Source organism: Pseudomonas sp. BF-RE-21 (assembly GCF_019947305.1).
Lineage (GTDB): Bacteria > Pseudomonadota > Gammaproteobacteria > Pseudomonadales > Pseudomonadaceae > Aquipseudomonas > Aquipseudomonas migulae.
Window position 1 is genome coordinate 12,722 of record NZ_JAGYGF010000057.1, and the last position, 20,788, is coordinate 33,509.

The 20,788-nt window shown below is 60.7% G+C and carries 16 protein-coding genes; 9 read left to right on the top strand and 7 right to left on the bottom strand.

Annotation, left to right across the window (positions count from 1 at the left end):
- The first annotated feature begins 2 nt into the window (after nt 1-2).
- The 9 genes from murD to lpxC all read left to right on the top strand — a co-directional run bounded on the left by murD (nt 3) and on the right by lpxC (nt 10,465).
- On the top strand, nt 3-1,349 hold the full coding sequence (gene murD, locus KGB25_RS25580) for a UDP-N-acetylmuramoyl-L-alanine--D-glutamate ligase (RefSeq protein ID WP_223437232.1): 1,347 nt from the start codon (nt 3-5) through the stop codon (nt 1,347-1,349).
- Nucleotides 1,346-2,563, top strand: coding sequence for a putative lipid II flippase FtsW (gene ftsW, locus KGB25_RS25585; RefSeq protein WP_008037295.1), 1,218 nt, complete (start codon nt 1,346-1,348; stop codon nt 2,561-2,563). Before murD ends, ftsW begins: the two co-directional genes overlap by 4 nt.
- Nucleotides 2,553-3,623 carry an undecaprenyldiphospho-muramoylpentapeptide beta-N-acetylglucosaminyltransferase gene (gene murG, locus KGB25_RS25590; RefSeq protein WP_008037296.1) on the top strand — a complete coding sequence of 357 codons (1,071 nt, stop codon included), beginning with the start codon at nt 2,553-2,555 and terminating at the stop codon, nt 3,621-3,623. The genes ftsW and murG overlap by 11 nt, the downstream gene beginning before the upstream one ends.
- Nucleotides 3,616-5,076 (top strand): UDP-N-acetylmuramate--L-alanine ligase, encoded by a 1,461-nt coding sequence (gene murC / locus KGB25_RS25595; protein ID WP_008037298.1) that lies wholly within the window; start codon nt 3,616-3,618, stop codon nt 5,074-5,076. The genes murG and murC overlap by 8 nt, the downstream gene beginning before the upstream one ends.
- Nucleotides 5,073-6,029: a D-alanine--D-alanine ligase gene (locus KGB25_RS25600; RefSeq protein ID WP_223437234.1), complete on the top strand. Its 957-nt coding sequence runs from the start codon at nt 5,073-5,075 to the stop codon at nt 6,027-6,029. Before murC ends, KGB25_RS25600 begins: the two co-directional genes overlap by 4 nt.
- 4 nt (nt 6,030-6,033) lie before the next feature.
- Nucleotides 6,034-6,903, top strand: coding sequence for a cell division protein FtsQ/DivIB (locus KGB25_RS25605; RefSeq protein ID WP_008025986.1), 870 nt, complete (start codon nt 6,034-6,036; stop codon nt 6,901-6,903).
- Nucleotides 6,904-6,917: 14 nt separating this feature from the next.
- Nucleotides 6,918-8,177 carry a cell division protein FtsA gene (ftsA, locus tag KGB25_RS25610; RefSeq protein WP_008025987.1) on the top strand — a complete coding sequence of 420 codons (1,260 nt, stop codon included), beginning with the start codon at nt 6,918-6,920 and terminating at the stop codon, nt 8,175-8,177.
- 70 nt (nt 8,178-8,247) lie between these two features.
- A complete protein-coding gene (gene ftsZ / locus KGB25_RS25615) occupies nt 8,248-9,441 on the top strand; it encodes a cell division protein FtsZ (RefSeq protein ID WP_008025988.1) in 1,194 nt (397 codons plus the stop codon).
- A gap of 112 nt (nt 9,442-9,553) precedes the next feature.
- The gene (lpxC, locus tag KGB25_RS25620) at nt 9,554-10,465 is read left to right on the top strand and encodes a UDP-3-O-acyl-N-acetylglucosamine deacetylase (protein WP_008025989.1); all 912 of its coding nucleotides are present in this window, start codon (nt 9,554-9,556) and stop codon (nt 10,463-10,465) included.
- Nucleotides 10,466-10,644: 179 nt separating this feature from the next.
- Here the strand turns inward: lpxC and KGB25_RS25625 are convergent, their stop codons facing one another.
- The 7 genes from KGB25_RS25625 to KGB25_RS25655 form a co-directional block, all read right to left on the bottom strand.
- Nucleotides 10,645-12,141 carry a sensor domain-containing diguanylate cyclase gene (locus tag KGB25_RS25625; protein WP_223437236.1) on the bottom strand — a complete coding sequence of 499 codons (1,497 nt, stop codon included), beginning with the start codon at nt 12,139-12,141 and terminating at the stop codon, nt 10,645-10,647.
- Nucleotides 12,142-12,288: 147 nt separating this feature from the next.
- Entirely contained in the window at nt 12,289-13,599 is a 1,311-nt protein-coding gene (locus KGB25_RS25630) for an OprD family porin (protein WP_223437238.1), read from the bottom strand.
- A gap of 194 nt (nt 13,600-13,793) precedes the next feature.
- On the bottom strand, nt 13,794-14,018 hold the full coding sequence (locus KGB25_RS25635) for a hypothetical protein (protein WP_032832350.1): 225 nt from the start codon (nt 14,016-14,018) through the stop codon (nt 13,794-13,796).
- A 231-nt stretch (nt 14,019-14,249) separates the two neighbouring features.
- Nucleotides 14,250-15,614 carry a heavy metal sensor histidine kinase gene (locus KGB25_RS25640; protein ID WP_223437240.1) on the bottom strand — a complete coding sequence of 455 codons (1,365 nt, stop codon included), beginning with the start codon at nt 15,612-15,614 and terminating at the stop codon, nt 14,250-14,252.
- A complete protein-coding gene (locus tag KGB25_RS25645; RefSeq protein ID WP_007916978.1) occupies nt 15,604-16,281 on the bottom strand; it encodes a heavy metal response regulator transcription factor in 678 nt (225 codons plus the stop codon). Before KGB25_RS25645 ends, KGB25_RS25640 begins: the two co-directional genes overlap by 11 nt.
- 9 nt (nt 16,282-16,290) lie before the next feature.
- Nucleotides 16,291-19,392 carry a multidrug efflux RND transporter permease subunit gene (locus tag KGB25_RS25650; RefSeq protein WP_223437242.1) on the bottom strand — a complete coding sequence of 1,034 codons (3,102 nt, stop codon included), beginning with the start codon at nt 19,390-19,392 and terminating at the stop codon, nt 16,291-16,293.
- Nucleotides 19,389-20,549 carry an efflux RND transporter periplasmic adaptor subunit gene (locus KGB25_RS25655; protein ID WP_008032295.1) on the bottom strand — a complete coding sequence of 387 codons (1,161 nt, stop codon included), beginning with the start codon at nt 20,547-20,549 and terminating at the stop codon, nt 19,389-19,391. The genes KGB25_RS25650 and KGB25_RS25655 overlap by 4 nt, the downstream gene beginning before the upstream one ends.
- Nucleotides 20,550-20,788 lie beyond the last annotated feature (239 nt).

The window sequence follows — 20,788 nt, forward strand, 5'->3', positions numbered from 1 at the left end:
TCGTGTCTCTGATCGCTTCTGACCACTTCCGCATCGTTGTCGGCCTCGGCAAGAGCGGCATGTCCCTGGTTCGCTTCCTGGCGAACCGGGGCACGTCGTTTGCCGTGGCCGATACGCGGGAAAATCCACCGGAACTGGCCACGCTCAAGCGTGACTATCCGCACGTGGAAGTGCGTTGTGGCGAGCTGGACGTCGAATTCCTGTGCCGCGCCGACGAGCTCTACGTGAGCCCCGGCCTGGCGCTGGCGACCCCGGCCCTGCAGGCGGCCGCCGCTCGTGGCGTGAAGCTGTCCGGCGACATCGAGCTGTTCGCGCGTAACGCGAAGGCGCCGATTGTCGCCATCAGCGGCTCCAATGCGAAAAGCACCGTGACCACGCTGGTGGGCGAGATGGCGGCTGCGGCCGGCAAGCGCGTCGCTGTCGGCGGCAACCTCGGTACGCCGGCGCTGGACCTGCTTCGCGATGACATCGAGTTGTACGTGATGGAACTGTCGAGCTTCCAGCTCGAAACCACCGACCAGCTCAACGCCGAAGTGGCGACCGTGCTCAACGTCAGCGAAGACCACATGGACCGCTACAGCGGCCTGCCGGCCTATCACCTGGCCAAGCACCGGATTTTCCGTGGCGCCAAGCAGTTCGTGGTCAACCGTCAGGACGCCCTGAGCCGTCCGTTGATGGGCGAAGGTCAGCCCTGCTGGACCTTCGGTTTGAGCAAACCCGATTTCAAGGCGTTTGGTATCCGCGAAGAAGACGGCGAGAAATACCTCGCCTTCGAATTCCAGAACCTGATGCCGGTGCGCGAGCTGAAAATTCGCGGCGCCCACAATCAGTCGAATGCTCTGGCAGCGCTAGCCCTGGGCCACGCGGTCGGCCTGCCGTTCGACGCCATGCTGTCGAGCCTGCGCACGTTCGCCGGTCTCGAACATCGCTGCCAGTGGGTTCGTGACCTGGACGGCGTGAGCTACTACAACGATTCCAAAGCCACCAACGTCGGCGCCGCACTGGCCGCCATCGAAGGCCTGGGCGCGGACATCGACGGCAAGGTCGTGCTGATCGCCGGTGGCGACGGCAAGGGTGCCGAGTTCAATGATCTGCGTGATCCGGTGGCGGCCAACTGCCGCGCCGTGATCCTGATGGGCCGCGACTCCGACAAGATCGGTGAGGCCATTGGCGACGCCGTGCCGCTGATCCGCGCTGCTTCGCTGGTTGAAGCGGTGCAGCAATGCCGCGCCGCTGCGCAACCGGGCGACGTGGTGCTGTTGTCGCCGGCCTGCGCCAGTTTCGACATGTTCAAGAATTACGAAGACCGCGGTCACCAGTTCGTCCAGGCAGTGGAGGATCTGGCATGAGCCTGCTCAACATCATCAAGCCGTTTCCTTCGCCGCTCATCACCGGGCGCGGCATCGACCTCGATTTTCCGATGCTCGCCGGTTGCCTGGCCTTGCTCGGCCTCGGACTGGTCATGATCGCCTCGGCTTCGACCGAAGTGGGCGCCGTGCAGTCGGGCAGTGCCCTGTACTACATGACTCGCCACTTGATCTACGTGGTGCTGGGCCTGTCTGCCTGCATCGTTACCATGATGATTCCGATCGCCACCTGGCAACGCCTGGGCTGGCTGATGCTGATCGGTGCGTTCGGCTTGCTGGTGATGGTGATCATTCCGGGGATCGGCCGTGAAGTGAACGGTTCGATGCGCTGGATCGGTTTCAGTTTCTTCAACGTTCAGCCTTCCGAGATTGCCAAGGTGTTCGTGGTGATCTACCTCGCCGGTTATCTGGTGCGTCGCCAGAAAGAAGTGCGTGAAAGCTGGATGGGCTTCTTCAAGCCGTTCATCGTGCTGCTGCCGATGGCGGGCCTGTTGCTGATGGAGCCGGACTTCGGTGCCACCGTCGTGATGATGGGCGCGGCTGCGGCGATGCTGTTCCTTGGCGGGGTCGGGCTGTTCCGGTTCTCGTTGATGGTGGTCCTGGCGGTTGCGGCGGTGGTGTTGTTGATTCAGGTGCAGCCATACCGGATGGCGCGTCTGACCAACTTTGCCGACCCGTGGGCCGACCAGTTCGGCGCCGGTTATCAGTTGTCGCAAGCATTGATCGCGTTCGGTCGCGGTGAGTGGCTGGGCGTAGGCCTGGGCAACAGCGTGCAGAAACAGTTCTACCTGCCGGAAGCCCACACCGACTTCGTGTTCTCGGTTCTGGCCGAAGAGCTGGGTGCCGTGGGTTCCCTGTGCACCGTGGCGCTGTTCGTCTTTGTCTGTATTCGCGGCATGTACATCGGTTATTGGGCCGAGAAGGCCAAGCAGTTCTTTGCTGCCTATATTGCGTACGGTCTGTCGTTCCTGTGGATTGGTCAGTTCCTGATCAATATCGGGGTGAACGTCGGCCTGCTGCCAACCAAAGGCCTGACCTTGCCGTTCCTCAGTTATGGCGGCAGTTCGTTGGTGATCTGCTGTGCCTGTCTCGGCTTGTTGCTGCGCATTGAGTGGGAGAGTCGAACCCACCTGGGCAGTGAGGAGATGGAGTTCCATGAGAGCGACTTCGCCGAGGAGCCGACCCATGGGCGCTAACGTATTGATCATGGCGGGCGGCACCGGCGGACACGTGTTTCCGGCGCTGGCTTGCGCTCGCGAGTTCCAGGCCCGCGGTTACACCGTGCATTGGCTTGGCACGCCGCGTGGCATCGAAAATGACCTGGTGCCGATGGCCGGCATCGAGCTGCACCGGATCAACGCCAGCGGTCTGCGCGGCAAGGGCAAGTTGTCCCTGCTCAAGGCGCCGTTGATGTTGCTCAAATCCGTCTGGCAGGCGCGGGCGATCATTCGCCAGTTGCGGCCGGTGTGCGTGGTCGGTTTCGGTGGTTATGTGACCGGTCCTGGCGGCGTTGCAGCCAAACTGGCCGGTGTGCCGGTGATCGTTCACGAACAGAACGCCGTGGCCGGTACCGCCAATCGGTTGCTGGTGCCGTTGGCCGCCCGAGTCTGTGAAGCGTTCCCCGACACCTTTACCCTGTCGGACAGCCGACGGACCACCGGTAACCCGGTGCGCACCGAGCTGTTCCTCGACACACCGCGACCTGCCCTGGCTGGTCGCAAGGCGCGTTTGCTGATCCTCGGCGGAAGCCTGGGCGCAGAACCGTTGAACAAATTACTGCCTGAAGCCCTGTCGCACGTCGCCCCCGACCTGCGTCCGGACGTGTTCCATCAGGCTGGGAAAAACCACGATGAAGTGACTGCAGAGCGCTATCGCGCGGCTGGCGTCGAGGCGCAAGTGCAGCCTTTCATCAAAGACATGGCCCACGCCTATGGCTGGGCCGACCTGGTGGTGTGCCGCGCAGGCGCGTTGACCATCAGTGAACTGGCTGCCGCCGGTCTGCCCTCGATGCTGGTGCCTTTGCCCCACGCGATCGACGATCACCAGACCCGCAACGCCGATTATTTGGCCCGTGAAGGCGCTGCCTTCCTGATGCCGCAAAGAACGACTGGCGCAGCGGATCTTGCCGCACGCCTGACAGAGGTCCTGATGCAACCACAACGACTCACCGACATGGCCACTGCGGCACGCCGCCTGGCCAAACCCGATGCGACCCGTAACGTGGTCGATACCTGCCTGGAGGTGGCCCATGGTTGAGAATCAGAAAGCCATGCCGCACCCGGAAATGCGCCGTATCCGTCGTATCCACTTCGTCGGTATCGGCGGCGTGGGCATGTGCGGGATCGCCGAAGTGTTGCTGAACCTGGGCTATGAAGTGTCCGGTTCCGACCTGAAAGCTTCGCCGGTCACCGAGCGTCTCGAATCATTCGGCGCCCAGATCTTTATCGGCCACCGTGCCGAGAACGCCGCTGCCGCCGACGTGCTGGTGGTATCGAGCGCGGTGAACACCTCCAACCCGGAAGTCGCCACTGCGCTTGAACGCCGTATTCCGGTGGTGCCGCGTGCCGAGATGCTGGCCGAGCTGATGCGCTATCGCCACGGCATCGCCGTCGCCGGTACCCACGGCAAAACCACCACCACCAGCCTGATCGCTTCGGTATTTGCGGCCGGTGGCCTCGATCCGACGTTCGTCATCGGTGGTCGTCTGAATGCCGCGGGCACCAATGCCCAGCTCGGCACCAGCCGCTACCTGATCGCCGAAGCCGACGAAAGCGACGCCAGCTTCCTGCACTTGCAGCCGCTGGTGGCCGTGGTCACCAACATCGACGCCGACCACATGGCGACCTACGACGGTGACTTCAACAAACTGAAGAAAACCTTCGTCGAGTTCCTGCACAACCTGCCGTTCTACGGTCTGGCGGTGGTGTGCCTGGACGATCCGGTGGTGCGTGAAATTCTGCCGCAGGTCAAACGTCCGGTCGTCACGTACGGTTTCGGCGATGACTGCGATGTGCGTGCGATCAATGTGCGTCAGCAGGGCATGCAGACTTTCTTCACCGTGCTGCGTCCTGACCGCGAGCCGCTGGATGTCTCGGTGAACATGCCGGGCAACCACAACGTGCTGAACGCGCTGGCCACCATCTGCATCGCCACTGACGAAGGCGTCAGCGATGAAGCCATCGTCCAGGGCCTGTCCGGGTTCCAGGGTGTCGGCCGACGCTTCCAGGTCTATGGCGAACTGCCGGTCGAAGATGGCAGCGTGATGCTGGTCGACGACTACGGTCACCACCCGACCGAAGTCGCGGCCGTGATCAAGGCCGTGCGTGGTGGCTGGCCGGAGCGCCGTCTGGTGATGGTCTACCAGCCGCACCGTTACAGCCGCACCCGCGACCTGTACGACGATTTCGTCAATGTACTGGCCGACGCCAACGTGCTGTTGCTGATGGAAGTCTATCCGGCCGGCGAAGAGCCGATCCCGGGTGCCGACAGCCGCAAGCTGTGCAACAGCATCCGTCAGCGCGGTCAGCTCGACCCGATCTACATCGAGCGCGGTGTCGATCTCGCGCCTGTCGTCAAGCCGCTGCTGCGTGCCGGCGACATCCTGTTGTGCCAGGGCGCCGGTGATATCGGCGGTCTCGCACCGAAACTGTTGAAGAGTCCGTTGTTCGCTGGCGCCGTTGCCGCGCCAAGCGTGGGGAAGTTGAAATGACTGCTGCTTACGCCAACCTCGTCTCCACTGTCGCGCCGAAAGATTTCGGCCGCGTTGCCGTGCTGTTCGGCGGCAAGAGTGCGGAGCGTGAAGTTTCCCTGAAGTCGGGCAACGCGGTTCTCGCAGCGCTGCAAAGCGCCGGTGTGGACGCGTTCGGTCTCGATGTCGGTGATGACCTGTTGCAGCGTTTGCTCAACGATAAAATCGACCGCGCGTTCATCATTCTCCACGGTCGTGGCGGTGAAGACGGCAGCATGCAAGGCCTGCTGGAATGCCTGGGCATTCCGTACACCGGCAGCGGCATTCTGGCGTCGGCGTTGGCCATGGACAAGCTGCGCACCAAGCAGGTGTGGCACAGCCTCGGCATTCCGACGCCACGCCACGCGGTACTGAGCTCCGAGGCCGATTGTATTTCGGCGGCGACGGAACTGGGCTTCCCTTTGATCGTCAAACCGGCCCATGAAGGTTCAAGTATCGGGATGGCCAAAGTGACTTCCGCGCCGGAGTTGATCGACGCGTGGAAAGCGGCCAGTACCTACGATTCGCAAGTGTTGGTCGAGCAATGGATTCAAGGTCCGGAGTTCACCATCGCCACCCTGCGTGACCAGGTGTTGCCACCGATTGCCCTGGGCACGACACACAGTTTCTACGACTACGACGCCAAGTACGTGGCTTCCGATACCCAGTACCGGATCCCGTGCGGCCTCGACAGCAACAAGGAAAAAGAACTGATGGACCTCACGGCGAAAGCCTGTGAGGCGCTGGGTATCGCCGGTTGGGGCAGGGCTGACGTGATGCAGGACGCCGACGGGCAGTTCTGGTTCCTGGAAGTCAACACCGCACCGGGCATGACCGATCACAGTCTGGTCCCGATGGCGGCCCGTGCCGCCGGTCTGGATTTCCAGCAATTGGTCCTGGCGATCCTGGCCGCCAGTGTTGAGGTTCGAGGGTAAGACCATGCAAGGCGCACAGCTAAGACATCAGCCCCCTCCAGCACCCGGCCGCAAGCCGGTGCCGCGGGGTGCCAGCCGAATGGTGGCCAAAGAGCCGATGTCTGCGCGCCTGCCGAAAGCCAATTTTGGTTTTCTGAAAAGCCTGTTCTGGCCAGTGCTGCTGGTCGCGCTGGGGTTTGGCACTTACGAAGGCGCACAGCGTTTGCTGCCGTACGCCGACCGGCCAATCACCAAGATCGCGGTGCAGGGCGACCTGAGTTACATCAGCCAGCAAGCGGTGCAGCAGCGAATCGCCCCGTACGTGGCGTCGAGCTTCTTCACTATCGACCTGGCGAGCATGCGCACCGAGCTGGAACAGATGCCATGGATTGCCCACGCCGAAGTGCGTCGGGTGTGGCCGGATCAAGTGGTGATCCGCCTGGAAGAACAACTGCCGGTGGCCCGTTGGGGCGACGAATCGCTGTTGAACAACCAGGGTCAGGCGTTCACCCCGCGTGAGCTGGCGAACTACGAACACTTGCCACAGCTGTTCGGCCCACAACGGGCTCAGCAGCAAGTGATGCAGCAATACCAGGTGCTGAGCCAGATGCTCAGGCCGTTGGGCTTCTCGATTGCACGCCTGGAGTTGCGTGAACGAGGCAGCTGGTTCCTGACCACCGGCGCCGGCAGTTCGGGCCCGGGGATCGAACTGCTGCTGGGCCGCGGCAACCTGGTGGAAAAGATGCGCCGCTTCATTGCCATCTACGACAAGACGCTTAAAGAACAGATTACGAACATTGCGCGCATCGATCTGCGCTACGCCAACGGCCTCGCTGTTGGCTGGCGGGAACCTGTAGCGCCTACGACAGCCCAACCCGCTGTCGCGAAGAATTAAGAGAGGCAGGACCCATGGCAAACGTGCAAAGCGGCAAAATGATCGTCGGTCTCGATATCGGCACCTCCAAGGTGGTGGCGCTGGTAGGCGAGGTCTCGGACGACGGCACGCTGGAAATCGTCGGGATCGGCACTCATCCGTCCCGCGGCCTGAAAAAAGGCGTGGTGGTGAACATCGAGTCCACCGTGCAATCGATCCAGCGCGCCATCGAAGAAGCGCAGCTGATGGCCGGTTGCCGGATCCACTCGGCGTTCGTCGGCGTGGCCGGCAATCACATCCGCAGCCTGAACTCCCACGGCATCGTTGCGATTCGTGATCGCGAAGTCAGCTCCGCCGACCTTGAGCGCGTTCTCGACGCTGCCCAGGCTGTGGCGATCCCGGCTGACCAGCGCGTGCTGCACACCCTGCCGCAGGATTACGTGATCGATAACCAGGAAGGCGTGCGTGAGCCTCTGGGCATGTCCGGCGTACGTCTGGAAGCCAAGGTCCACGTGGTCACCTGCGCCGTCAACGCCGCACAGAACATTGAAAAATGCGTGCGCCGCTGCGGTCTGGAAATCGACGACATCATTCTCGAGCAACTGGCGTCCGCGTACTCGGTACTGACCGACGACGAGAAAGAGCTGGGCGTGTGCCTGGTGGACATCGGCGGTGGCACCACCGACATCGCGATCTTCACCGAAGGCGCGATCCGTCACACCGCAGTGATCCCGATTGCGGGCGATCAGGTGACCAACGACATCGCCATGGCGTTGCGCACCCCGACCCAGTACGCCGAAGAAATCAAGATTCGCTACGCCTGTGCCCTGGCCAAGCTGGCCGGTGCCGGTGAAACCATCAAGGTCCCGAGCGTTGGCGACCGTCCACCGCGCGAGCTGTCCCGCCAGGCCCTGGCCGAAGTGGTCGAGCCGCGTTACGACGAACTGTTCACGCTGATCCAGGCTGAACTGCGCCGCAGCGGCTACGAAGACCTGATCCCGGCCGGCATCGTGCTGACCGGTGGTACGTCGAAGATGGAAGGCGCGGTCGAACTGGCCGAAGAGATTTTCCACATGCCGGTCCGCCTGGGCGTGCCGCATGGCGTGAAGGGTCTCGACGACGTGGTGCGCAACCCGATTTATTCCACCGGCGTCGGCCTGTTGATGTACGGCCTGCAGAAGCAGTCCGACGGGATTTCGTTCTCGGGCATCAGCAGCCGCGACAGCTACAGCAATGACGAACCGAAAGCCGCCTTGCTCGATCGCATCAAGAGCTGGGTACAAGGCAACTTCTGAAGAATTACCGCAGCACCGTTGTAGATACAGGCAGTAGGCGAAAAAACTAGAGAATCAAAGGAGAGGGAAAATGTTCGAACTCGTAGACAACATCCCCGCAAGCCCGGTCATTAAGGTTATCGGTGTTGGCGGAGGCGGCGGCAACGCTGTCAATCACATGGTCAAGAGCAACATTGAAGGCGTTGAATTCATCTGCGCCAACACTGATGCCCAGGCGCTGAAGAGCATCAGCGCGCGGACCATCCTGCAACTGGGCACCAGCGTGACCAAAGGTCTCGGCGCCGGCGCCAACCCTGAAGTAGGTCGTCAGGCCGCTCTCGAAGATCGCGAGCGCATTGCCGAAGTCCTGCAGGGCACCAACATGGTGTTCATCACCACCGGCATGGGCGGCGGTACCGGTACCGGTGCTGCGCCGATCATTGCTGAAGTGGCCAAGGAAATGGGGATCCTCACCGTTGCGGTGGTGACCCGTCCGTTCCCGTTCGAAGGTCGCAAGCGTATGCAACTGGCCGACGAAGGCATCCGCCTGCTGTCGGAAAGCGTCGACTCGTTGATCACCATTCCCAACGAGAAGCTGCTGACCATCCTCGGTAAAGACGCCAGCCTGCTGTCGGCTTTCGCCAAGGCAGACGATGTACTGGCCGGTGCCGTTCGCGGTATCTCCGACATCATCAAGCGTCCGGGCATGATCAACGTCGACTTTGCCGACGTTCGTACCGTGATGAGTGAAATGGGCATGGCGATGATGGGCACTGGCTGCGCCAGTGGTCCGAACCGTGCACGCGAAGCTACCGAAGCGGCCATTCGCAACCCGCTGCTGGAAGACGTGAACCTGCAAGGTGCACGCGGCATCCTGGTGAACATCACCGCCGGTCCTGACCTGTCTCTGGGTGAGTACTCCGACGTGGGTAGCATCATCGAAGCCTTCGCTTCCGAGCACGCGATGGTCAAGGTCGGTACCGTTATCGATCCGGACATGCGCGACGAGCTGCACGTAACAGTCGTTGCCACCGGTCTGGGCGCGAAAATCGAGAAGCCTGTGAAGGTCATCGACAATACCGTTCACACTTCCATGGCGCCGCAACCGCAACAATCGGCTCCCGCTCGTCAGGAAGCTCCAGCGGTGAACTACCGTGACCTGGACCGTCCGACCGTCATGCGCAACCAGGCTCAGGCCGGTGCTGCGACTGCCGCGAAGATGAATCCGCAAGATGATCTGGACTACCTGGACATCCCGGCTTTCCTGCGTCGTCAGGCCGATTAATGGAATGTATCAGGGCTATGAAGGTGATTGGTGTTCAGCAAAGGTCTGGTCTGCTATCATCGCCAGCCTTTGTTGATACCAGTTCGCAATTTGCGCTGAAGCGGCCCAAGCCATGATTAAACAACGCACACTGAAAAATATTATCCGTGCCACCGGTGTAGGTCTGCACTCCGGGGAGAAGGTATACCTGACCCTCAAGCCTGCACCGATCGACACCGGAATCGTCTTTCGCCGTGCCGACCTCGATCCAGTGGTCGAGATCCCGGCTCGTGCTGCCAACGTCGGCGAGACAACTATGTCGACGACGCTGGTCAACGGTGACGTGAAAGTGGACACGGTTGAGCACTTGCTCTCGGCCATGGCCGGCCTGGGCATCGATAACGCCTACGTCGAGCTCTCCGCGTCCGAAGTCCCGATCATGGATGGTAGCGCTGGACCTTTCGTTTTCCTGATTCAATCGGCCGGCCTGGAAGAACAGGACGCAGCCAAGAAGTTCATCCGGATCCTGCGGGAAGTGACAGTGGAAGACGGCGACAAGCGCGCCACTTTCGTCCCTTTCGAAGGCTTCAAGGTGAGTTTCGAGATCGATTTCGATCACCCGGTTTTCCGTAACCGCACACAAAGTGCAAGCGTGGATTTTTCCAGCACTTCGTTCGTAAAAGAAGTCAGCCGCGCCCGTACCTTTGGTTTCATGAGTGACATCGAGTACCTGCGCAAGCACAACCTCGCACTCGGCGGTAGCGTTGAAAACGCTATTGTGGTCGACGCGGATGGTGTACTGAACGAAGACGGCCTTCGCTATGAAGACGAATTCGTGAAGCACAAGATCCTCGATGCAATTGGTGACCTCTACCTGCTGGGCAATAGCCTGATTGGTGAGTTCAAGGGCTTCAAGTCCGGACATGCATTGAACAACCAGCTGCTGCGCAAGTTGATTGAGCAGCCAGATGCTTGGGAAGTCGTGACTTTCGAAGACGCCAGCACTGCACCGATCTCTTACATGCGTCCGGTTGCGGCGGTGTAAGTAAAAACCTCTCTAGTTTTTAAAGGCTGCCTTCGGGTGGCCTTTTTTTATGCCTGCCAGAAAGTTATGCGGTGGTAGTGATGACGCCTTCGCGGGCAAGCCTCGCTCCTACAGGGTACGCATTGCACTTGTAGGAGCGAGGCTTGCCCGCGAAGAGGCCGGCCGCTACAGCGAAGATCTCACTCCGTAGCCACCACCCGATTGCGCCCACTTTCCTTGGCCTGGTACAGCGCTTTGTCCGCCGCAAACAGCAACTGTTCAAGGCTGGTATCGGTGGTCGAAGTCCAGGTACTGATGCCGATACTGACAGTAATCGGCGATTCCACGCCCGCCACAAACGGCAGTTGTTCCACCGCAGACCGAATGTGTTCAGCAATTTGCCGCGCGCCTGCGCTGTCCGTTTCCGCCAGCACCACCGAGAACTCCTCCCCTCCGTAGCGGGCGACCAGATCCGTTGGGCGCCGCACGTTCTCGGCGATCACCTTGGCCAGTGCCCGTAGCGCATCGTCACCCGCCTGATGGCCATGTTGATCGTTGAACGCCTTGAAGTGGTCGGCATCGATCATCAACACCGACAGCGGTTTGCCGGAGCGTTGCGCGCGAAACCACTCATGGCGCAGGGTTTGATCGAGCGTTCGGCGGTTGGCTACACCGGTCAAGGCATCGGTGGCGGCCAGTTGTGCCAGCTCGTGTTCGGCGTTGTGACGCCGGCGCAACTCACGGCGTAGCAACCACGTCAGCCACAGCAGGCTTACGCACAAGGCTACGGTTGCAGAGCTGACCACCACTGCCGTGCGCTTCCAGGCCGCAAAAACTTCATCACTGGACAGCGCAACGATGACGATCAGTGGCAAATTTCCGACCTTGGAAAAGGTGTACAGACGCTTGTCACGGTATCGATCGGACATGCTGGTGAAGCTGCCATTGCCTTCTTTGACGATGCGCTGGAAATTGGGGCGATTACTGAAATCCTTGCCAATCAGCTCTTCGGCCAGGCGTGGTTGTTGGGCCAGGAGAATCCCATTCTTGCTGATCAGATTGACCGTGCTATCGCGGCCGATGCTCAAACTGTTGAACAACTGATCGAAGTAACTCAAGCGCATGGCGGCTTCGGCTACTCCCAGAAACTCACCCTGGGAGCCGCTCAGCCGTCGACTGAAACTGATACGCCAATCCTGTTCGGGCGACCTGGCTCTAAAGGGGGGGCTGATGAACATGCCCGGGTCCGGGTTGTTCACGTGAGATTGAAAGTATTCGCGATCGGCGTAGTTGCCTTGCCTGGGCTCCACCGAAGCCGAGTCGGCGATCACGTCGCCCTTGTTGTCGAGCAACAAAATATTGCCCTTGTACGGCGCGGCAGTGGCGCGGTCGAAATAGGCCATATGGCGAATGGCTGGAGATACGCTCTTGAGATCCTCTCGCTGGGAGGCGGCGATCAAGCCCAGCAGGGAAATATCATAGAGTTCGACATTGCGCAGCACGTCGGCGTCGATCAATTGCACGATGTTGTTGGCGGCGCGAGCGGCGGACAATTCGGCGTTGGCGCGCTCACGGATCAGCAGAAACGTCACGATGCTGAGTATCGCAATCACCAACAGCACACTGCCGAGAATCAGAAGTCGCTCCGATCGTGTCGACCCGATCGGATCTTGAGATTTCACACTGCTCACACTCATGGTTCTGGCTTCTGCAAATAAGGTGTTATGAAAGTTTTTTACAAGAGTCGGGCAGAGTCCCAGAAACCGGTCGCGTCCAGAGGGCTTGTATAAAGGCCGGATAAAAAAAAGGCCAGCAAAAGATGCTGGCCTTTTGCTTAGCGAAGCTTAGAAGACATTCAGCGTGTAGTCGACGATCAGCCGATATTCATCAGTGTCCTGATCCAGCGCGCCATAACCGTTGCCCCCACGGTTGGTGGCCCATTGCAGGCGCACCGCCAGGTCCTTGGTCTTGCCGCCCTGGACCACGTACTTCAGATCAATGTCACGCTCCCAGTGCTTGGCATTTTTGCCGTCGGCGCTGTACCACGAGGCGTAGCCGCGGCTGTCTGGATCGGCTTTGGTCAGGTCCAGCTCGCCCCGGGAGTAAGACACCGCCGAGGTCAGGCCGGGTAGGCCGAGTCCGATAAAGTCGTAGGCGTACTTGAGTTTCCACGAGCGTTCATTCGGGCCATTGAAGTCGGAATACTGCTGGGAGTTGTCGAGAAAAATGCTGTCGCCCTGGCTGATGTAGTCGAACGGCGTGTTGCCGTTGACCCGCTGGTACGCGGCGGTGACGCTGTGATTGCCCACGCCGACGGTGAAATGCAGGCTGTAAGTGTTGTTGTCGATGTTGCCCAGCAGCGCATCGCCGGTGTCCTGCGTGTGATAAACGTGCAGGCCCGGATTGAGACTGATCAGTTCGTTCAGCGCGTAGGTGTAATCCAGGTCGTAGTAGTACTGGTTCCAGATGTCCTTGAGTTCGGCGGCGTAAAGGCTGCTGGTCAACCCCGGCAGGCCGCTCCAGGCTACGCCGGCCCAGTTCAGGTGCTGGCTTTCGTCGCCCTCGGCGAGGCTGCCATAGGACGTGCCGATGCGCGTATGACCGCTTTGGTTGTAGGGCTTGGTGAAACTCGCCTGGCCACCTTCGATCAGAAAGCCGTCGAAGCTGTGATTGGTCAAGCTGACGCCGCGAAAGGTCTGCGGCAGCATGCGCGTCTCGCCGCCGGCGATCACCGGGTTGGCGAGAAACAGGTCACCGGCCTTCAGCTCGGTATCGAAGGCGCGCATTTTCAGCGTGCCACCCGCCGTCGAAAACGACCCCGGCGCTTTGCCGTTGCCATCGCCGACCGGCAGGATGCTCGAATTATCGGTGCCGCCACCGCCGTCGAGCTTGAGCCCGAGCATGGCGTGGGCATCCAGACCGAAACCGACGGTGCCTTCGGTAAAACCCGATTCGAAGACCCCCAGGAAACCCTGGCCCCATTCAACGTTGTCGTCCGCCTGCTGCAGGCGGTTACGGTTCATGTAGTAGTTGCGGGCATTGAGGTTGAGGCTCGAACCTTCGACAAAACCTTCTTGATCGGCGGCCTTGGCGTTGATCGGCATCGTTACGGCGATTGCAATGAACAGCGGATTGAATCTTTGAGGGAAACGCACTAGCGGTACAGCTCCTTGGGTCTACTGAACACTTCATTGTTTTGAAGTGCGGGATGTTTCTTGTCAGGGAAGACGAACCGGACAGCATTTGAACCACAACAAAAAAAAGCCGCTGATAGCAGCGGCTTTGAAGACAACTTTTCAACAGGAAGAGCCGACGAAAAGTGTCGAGGGAAATAGAGCGATGTGAGCGATCAGCTATCTTTCTCGACCCGTGGCTGGGCCTGAATGGTCGACGCTTGAGGGGTTTGCGCAGCGCCCTGCGCCTTGGCCGTCATTTCGCTCTGATGTTCTTCAAACGCTGCAGCGCGCGCTGCATTGTGTGCGACGAAGGACTGCGACTCTTCAGCCATGGCGAATGGAGAGAGGAACAAAGAGGACAAAACGAAAGCGCTGGCAATACCCATAGTGTTGGACATCTTTAAAACCTTCTTGCTTGGCAAGTGCTGTTTGGTGGCGCAAAGATAAGGATCCTGGCCGATGGGAAACAGAGCCAATTCAATAAAGGACTGTTGCGGGATAAGCAAAGATCACCGATTTGTAGGAGCCAGCTTGCTGGCGATCGGTCTTCAGTTTTGCGCTGTTTTCGAAGACGCCATCGCTGGCAAGCCAGCTCCTACAGGGGGGGGGGGGCGAGATTTTCAGGTCTGTCAGACGGGAAGGTGAATACCGAAGGTATTCATGCCGTGGTCACTGCGCACAAACACATCCCCGCCGTGCATCAACGCAATCGCCTTGACGATCGCCAGCCCCAGGCCGTGGTTGTTGCCACTGTTGCTGCGCGATGCATCGACCCGGTAGAAGCGCTCGAACAATCGCGGCAGATGTTCGTTGGCAATCGGTGCACCGGGGTTTGCCACGCCGATGCTGACTTGATGGTCCTCGACGTCGATCTGCACCTGAATCACCTGTCCGGGCTCGGTGTGTTGCACCGCGTTGCTCAGCAAGTTGATCAACGCCCGACGCAGGTGTGCGATCTCGATCCGTACCTGCGCATCGCCACGGACCTGCACTTGAACCTGCGCGTCTTCAAGAATGAAATCCAGATACTCCAGCGTCGTCGCCACTTCATCCGCCAGCGAGGTGGACGTCAGTTTGGTGGCCTTGCTGCCCTGATCCGCACTGGCGAGGAACAGCATGTCGTTGATGATCGAACGCAGTCGCTCAAGCTCCTCAAGATTCGATTGCAGCACTTCGAAATAGTGTTCCGCCGAACGCCCGCGCGTCAGCGCAACCTGGGTCTGACCAATCAGATTGGTCAGCGGTGAGCGCAGTTCATGTGCGACGTCGGCATTGAACGACTCAAGCCGCGAGTAAGCCTGTTCGACCCGTTCCAGGGTGGAGTTGAACGAGTTGACGAACTGATTGAGCTCCGGCGGCAACGACGATAAGCGCAAACGCCCGGAACGCAGCGGCGGCGCCAGGCGCTGAGCCTCCTGAGACAACTTGATCAACGGCTTGAGGCCGATCCGCGCCACCCAATAACCGAGTGCCGAAGCCAGCAGCACGCCGACAACCGCCAGGCTGATCAGCGCAATCAGCAGATGATGCTGGGTTTGAAAAAACGTCTCGGTGTCGATGCCGATCATAAAGCGCAGCGGCGGGCGTTGATCCTTGGCCGGGAACTGGCTGACCAGCACTTTCATTGGATAAGGCTGGCCCGGCAGCTGCAAATCGCGCATGCCCAGCGGGCCTTCAGCGAAGGCGCGGATCTGCGGCGTCGGGTTGCCATATTCGTAGTGCGGATCGCCGCTGGTGATCCAGAAACTGATGCGTTTGTCTTCTTCGCCGAGCAGCTTGAGCTTGTTGTTGATCTTCACCCAATGCTCGGGCGTGCCGTAACGGCCGACGGTGGATTCGAGCACGCTGTAACGTGCGTCCAGCTCGGCTTCGGGCAGCAAACCCAGGCCTTTGTCGACCTGCTGATAGAGCGCCCAGCCGATCAGCAGAAACACCAAAAGCGCCACCAGCGTGAACATTCCACTGAGGCGCAGGGCAATCGAATTACTGGACACCACGGCTCTCCAGCACATAACCCATGCCCCGGATCGTGTGCAGCAGTTTCTCGTCAAACGGCCCGTCGAGTTTGGCGCGCAGGCGTTTGATCGCGACTTCGACGACGTTGGCGTCGCTGTCGAAATTGATGTCCCAGACCATTTCCGCAATCGCCGTTTTCGAGAGGATTTCCCCTTGCCGACGGGCCAGCACGCTGAGCAGCGAGAACTCCTTGGCGGTCAGGTCCAGACGCGTGCCGGCGCGGGTGGCCTTGCGGCTGATCAAATCTATCCACAGGTCGGCGATGCTCACCTGCACCGGTTCATGACCGCCGCTGCGCCGGGTCAGCGCTTGCAGGCGCGCCACCAGTTCGAGGAAGGAAAACGGTTTGCCGAGGTAATCGTCGGCGCCGTCGCGCAGGCCTTTGATGCGGTCTTCGACACGTTCGCGGGCGGTGAGCATGATCACCGGGGTTTGTTTGCGCGCACGCAAGGCGCGCAGTACGCCGAAGCCGTCTAGGCCCGGCAACATCACGTCGAGGACGATCACCGCGTAGTCGCTTTCCAGCGCCAGGTGCAGGCCTTCAACGCCGTCCCGCGCCAGGTCCACGGTGTAACCCTGTTCCGTCAGGCCGCGGTGCAGATAGTCCGCGGTTTTTTCCTCGTCTTCGATAATCAGAACGCGCATGACCCCGCCTCAGTCTGTGGTCGCCAGCACCGGCATCGGTGCGGGTTTGGGCCGATGGAAAAGCCGCTCAAGCCACAAGTATATGACCGGAGTGGTGAACAGCGTCAGCGCCTGGCTCACCAGCAAGCCGCCGACCACCGCGATCCCCAACGGCTGGCGCAGTTCGGCGCCGGTGCCGTAGCCGAGCATCAGCGGCAGCGCGCCGAGCAGGGCGGCGAGGGTGGTCATGATGATCGGCCGGAACCGCGTGATGCAGGCCTGGAAAATCGCCTCTTCCGGCGGCAGGCCACGGTTGCGCTGAGCGTCGAGCGCGAAGTCGATCATCAGGATGCCGTTTTTCTTCACGATACCGATCAGCAACACCAGCCCGATCAACGCCATGATCGAAAAATCCTGGCCGCAAATCCACAGCATGATCACCGCCCCGAGCCCCGCCGAGGGCAAGGTCGAGATGATGGTCAACGGGTGCACGAAGCTCTCATAGAGCACGCCGAGAATGATGTACACCGCCACCAGCGCCGCCAGAATCAGCCACGGCTGGCTGGCCAGCGAACTCTGGAACGCCTGGGCCGCGCCCTGGAAGTTGCCGCTCATGGCGGCCGGCATGCCGATCTCGGCCTTGGCCTGGTTGAGCATGATCACCGCATCGCCAAGCGCCACGCCGGGCGCCAGGTTGAACGACAGGTTGGCGGCCGGGAACATCCCGTCATGGGCGATCGACAACGGGCCAACCGTCGGCGCATCGAATTTCGCCAGCGCCGACAGCGGCACCATTTCCCCACTGAGCGGCGAGCGCAGGTAGAAATAATTGAGGCTTTCAGCTTTGCCGCGTTGCCTGGTGTCCAGTTCCAGGATCACGTTGTACTGGTTGATCTGGGTCTGGAATTCGTTGATCTGCCGCTGACCGAACGCATCGTACAGCGCTTCGTCGACATCGCTGGCGGTCAGGCCGAAACGCGCGGCGGCGCTGCGGTCGATGCTGATGTGGGTGATGCTGCCGCCCAGTTGCAGGTCGTTGGAAATGTCGCGGAACGCCGGGTTGGCGCGCAGTTTTTCGGTCAGGCGCTGGGTCCAGGTGCTGAGGGTCGCGCCGTCGTTGCTCTTGAGCACGTATTGGTACTGCGCGCGACTCGGGCCGGAGCTGAGGTTGATGTCCTGGCCGGCGCGCAGGTACAGCACGATGCCCGGGACTTTCATCAGTTGCGGACGGATGCGGTCGATGAACTGGCTGGCCGAGACGTCGCGCTCACTGCGTTTTTTCAGGGAAATCCAGAAGCGGCCGTTGGCGATGGTCTGGTTGCTGCCGGAGACGCCGACGGAGTGGGAAAACGCCGCGACCGCTGGATCTGCCGCGACGATCTCCGCCATCGCCAGGTGTTTTTTCACCATGTCGCCGTAGGAAATATCGGCGGCGGCTTCGGTGGTGCCGAGGACAAAACCGGTGTCCTGCACCGGGAAGAAACCCTTCGGAATGAAGATGTAGCCGGCGATGGCCAGGGCCAGGGACATGCCGAACACCCCGATCATCAATTTCTGATGGGCGAGGGCACGGCGCAGGAGCTTTTCGTAGCCGGCCAGCAAGCGTTCGCCAAAGGTTTTTTTGCTGTGGGCGTGATGCACCGGCGCACGCATGAACAGCGCGGCGAGGGTCGGCGCCAACGTCAGCGACACCACCACTGAAATCATGATCGTAGACGTGGCCGTCAGGGCGAACTCCTTGAACAGCCGCCCGACCACGCCGCCCATGAACAGCAGCGGAATGAACGCCGCCACCAGCGAAAAACTGATCGAGACCACGGTAAAACCAATCTCGCCGGCGCCCTTGATCGCCGCCTCGCGCATGCCGTCGCCGGCCTCCAGGTGTCGGTGAATGTTCTCCACCACGACAATCGCATCGTCGACCACAAACCCCACGGCCACCACGATCGCCACCAGTGTCAGGTTGTTCAGGCTGAAGCCCATGATGTACATCAGGGCAAAACTGGCGACCAGCGACACACCCAGCACCGCCGACACGATCAGCGTCGCCGACCACTGACGCAGGAACAGCGCCATCACCGCCACCACCAGCATGATCGCGATCAGCAGGGTGACTTCCACCTCATGCAACGAGGCGCGGATGGTCTGGGTCCGGTCAACCAACACTTTGACCTGCACCGACGCCGGCAGCATCGCTTCGAGAGCGGGCAGGGCGGCCTGAATGCGATCCACGGTCTCGACGATGTTGGCCCCCGGTTGCCGGGAAATCACCAGGTTCACGCCGGGTTTGTCACCGGCCCAGGCTTGCACGTAGGCATCTTCCGAACCGTTGACGACTTTGGCGACATCCTTCAGGTGAACCGGTGCACCGTCCTTGTAGGAAACGATGAGTTGGCTGTATTCCTCGGGGTGGAACAACTGATCGTTGGTCGACAGCGTCGAGATGCTCGACTCGCCATACAACGCACCTTTGGCCAGGTTGAGGCTGGTGTTCTGGATCGCCAGACGAATGTCCGCCAGCGTCAGGCCGATGGCGGCGAGTTTGTCTGCCGAGGCTTGAACGCGAATCGCCGGACGTTGCTGGCCGGTGATGTTGATCTGGCCTACACCGTCGATCTGGCTGATCTGACGGGACAGCAGGGTTTCCACCAGATCGCTGAGTTCGGGGCCGGGCATCAGGGTCGAGTTGATGCTGAGAATCAGCACCGGGCTGTCGGCCGGGTTGACCTTGCGCCAGGTCGGAAGGTTCGGCATGTCCTTGGGCAGTTTGCCGGCGGCGGTGTTGATCGCGGCCTGCACTTCCTGCGCGGCGGTGTCGATGCTTTTGTCGAGGGTGAATTGCAGGGTCAGGTTGGTCGAGCCGAGGGCGCTGCTCGAGGTCATCTGGGTCACGCCGGGAATGGCGCTGAATTGCACTTCAAGCGGCGTGGCCACCGAGGAGGCCATGGTTTCCGGGCTGGCGCCGGGCAGTTGCGCGGCCACCTGGATGGTCGGGAATTCGGCTTCCGGCAGCGGCGCGATGGGCAACCGTGGGAACGCAATGACACCGAGCAATACCAGGGCAAACGTCAGCAGGATCGTCGCTACCGGATGATCGATGCACCACGCAGAAACCGAGCCGTGGCCCTTCATGGTTTCGACTCCGTTTGCACCATTTGCGCGGGGTCAGTCAGCACCTGGACCGTCGAACCGGGCTTGAGGCGCGACTGACCGTCGCTTACCAGCACGTCGCCCGGTTTCACGCCTTTGATGATGTCCTGACCGCTGCCTTGATAGACCATCTGCACCTGGACGGTTTCAACCTTGTCACCTTTGACCCGGTACACGAAGTGTTGATCGAGGCCACGTTGTACGACGGTGGGCGGCACCACCAGCGCATCCTTTTCCAGCGCTGTCTGAATTTTTACCGTTACCAGCAGGCCCGGCCACAGTTTCTGCCCGGGGTTGTTGAATTCGGCCTTGGCGCGGATGGTCCCGGTGTTGGCGTTGATCTGGTTGTCGATCAGGGTCAGGTGGCCTTCGCCCAGCAGGTTGCCGGTTTCGCCGTCGGTGTCGGCACCGATGTAGGCCTTCACCTGGGCGTGTTCCGGATCGTTGATCAGGCCTTGCAGGGTTGGCAGCATTTGCTGTGGCAGGGAAAACTCCACGGCAATCGGGTCGATCTGCGTCACCGTGAACAAGCCTTGGGTGTCGGTCATGCGCAGGAAGTTGCCTTCGTCCACCGTACGAATCCCCACGCGACCGCTGACCGGGGAGCGAATCTGTGTGTAGGAAAGCTGCACCTGAGCGGCGTCAATCGACGCCTGATTGCCTTGGGCGGTGGCTTTGAGCTGGTTGACCAGCGCTTGTTGCTGGTCGTAAGTCTGTTTGGATACGCCGTCGTCGACGCTCAGCAGTTTGTAACGCTTGAGGTTGACCAGTGCCACTTGCAGCTGCGCCTGGCTTTCGCCGAGCTGTGCGCGGGCCTGATCCAGGCTGGCGCGGATCGAGCGATCATCGATGGTGGCGAGCAAATCACCCTTGTTCACCAATTGACCTTCCTTGACCAGGATTCTGGTGAGGATGCCGTCGATCTGCGGACGTACCACGACGCTGTGCAGGGACAGCACCGAGCCGATGCCGCTGACGTAACGAGGGACGTCTTTTTCGGCGACGTTGACCACTCGAACCGGGATCGCCGTGGGCGCGGCGAGTCTGGCCGTGGCCGGTTTGGTGGCGTACCACACGCCCAGCGCTGCCAGGACAATCAGGAGGGCGGCGAGCAGGGCGGGTTTTTTCTGAATTCGCATGCGAGTGGGGCGCCGGGGCTGGGAGGACGGAATTTTGTCAGGGTTATACCTTCCTTTATAAACCTGTTCGCCGGTCAGGAAGGTGACTGCTAACTGACGGCGCTGTCAGTTTGGGATGTGTGGTGACTGAACTGCCGCCATCGCCGGCAAGCCGGCTCCTACAAAGTACACCGCGAACCCTTGTAGGAGCCGGCTTGCCGGCGATGGCGGCAGTTCAGTCACCACAAAACCCGACGGAC

What these genes read in the sequence shown, in the direction of transcription:
- KGB25_RS25655 (WP_008032295.1), bottom strand. Translation starts at nt 20,549, where the DNA reads ATGCGAATTCAGAAAAAACCCGCCCTGCTCGCCGCCCTCCTGATTGTC.
- KGB25_RS25605 (WP_008025986.1), top strand. Translation starts at nt 6,034, where the DNA reads ATGCAAGGCGCACAGCTAAGACATCAGCCCCCTCCAGCACCCGGCCGC.
- lpxC (WP_008025989.1), top strand. Translation starts at nt 9,554, where the DNA reads ATGATTAAACAACGCACACTGAAAAATATTATCCGTGCCACCGGTGTA.
- KGB25_RS25645 (WP_007916978.1), bottom strand. Translation starts at nt 16,281, where the DNA reads ATGCGCGTTCTGATTATCGAAGACGAGGAAAAAACCGCGGACTATCTG.
- KGB25_RS25650 (WP_223437242.1), bottom strand. Translation starts at nt 19,392, where the DNA reads ATGAAGGGCCACGGCTCGGTTTCTGCGTGGTGCATCGATCATCCGGTA.
- KGB25_RS25635 (WP_032832350.1), bottom strand. Translation starts at nt 14,018, where the DNA reads ATGTCCAACACTATGGGTATTGCCAGCGCTTTCGTTTTGTCCTCTTTG.
- murC (WP_008037298.1), top strand. Translation starts at nt 3,616, where the DNA reads ATGGTTGAGAATCAGAAAGCCATGCCGCACCCGGAAATGCGCCGTATC.
- KGB25_RS25625 (WP_223437236.1), bottom strand. Translation starts at nt 12,141, where the DNA reads ATGAGTGTGAGCAGTGTGAAATCTCAAGATCCGATCGGGTCGACACGA.
- KGB25_RS25600 (WP_223437234.1), top strand. Translation starts at nt 5,073, where the DNA reads ATGACTGCTGCTTACGCCAACCTCGTCTCCACTGTCGCGCCGAAAGAT.
- ftsZ (WP_008025988.1), top strand. Translation starts at nt 8,248, where the DNA reads ATGTTCGAACTCGTAGACAACATCCCCGCAAGCCCGGTCATTAAGGTT.
- murG (WP_008037296.1), top strand. Translation starts at nt 2,553, where the DNA reads ATGGGCGCTAACGTATTGATCATGGCGGGCGGCACCGGCGGACACGTG.
- ftsA (WP_008025987.1), top strand. Translation starts at nt 6,918, where the DNA reads ATGGCAAACGTGCAAAGCGGCAAAATGATCGTCGGTCTCGATATCGGC.
- ftsW (WP_008037295.1), top strand. Translation starts at nt 1,346, where the DNA reads ATGAGCCTGCTCAACATCATCAAGCCGTTTCCTTCGCCGCTCATCACC.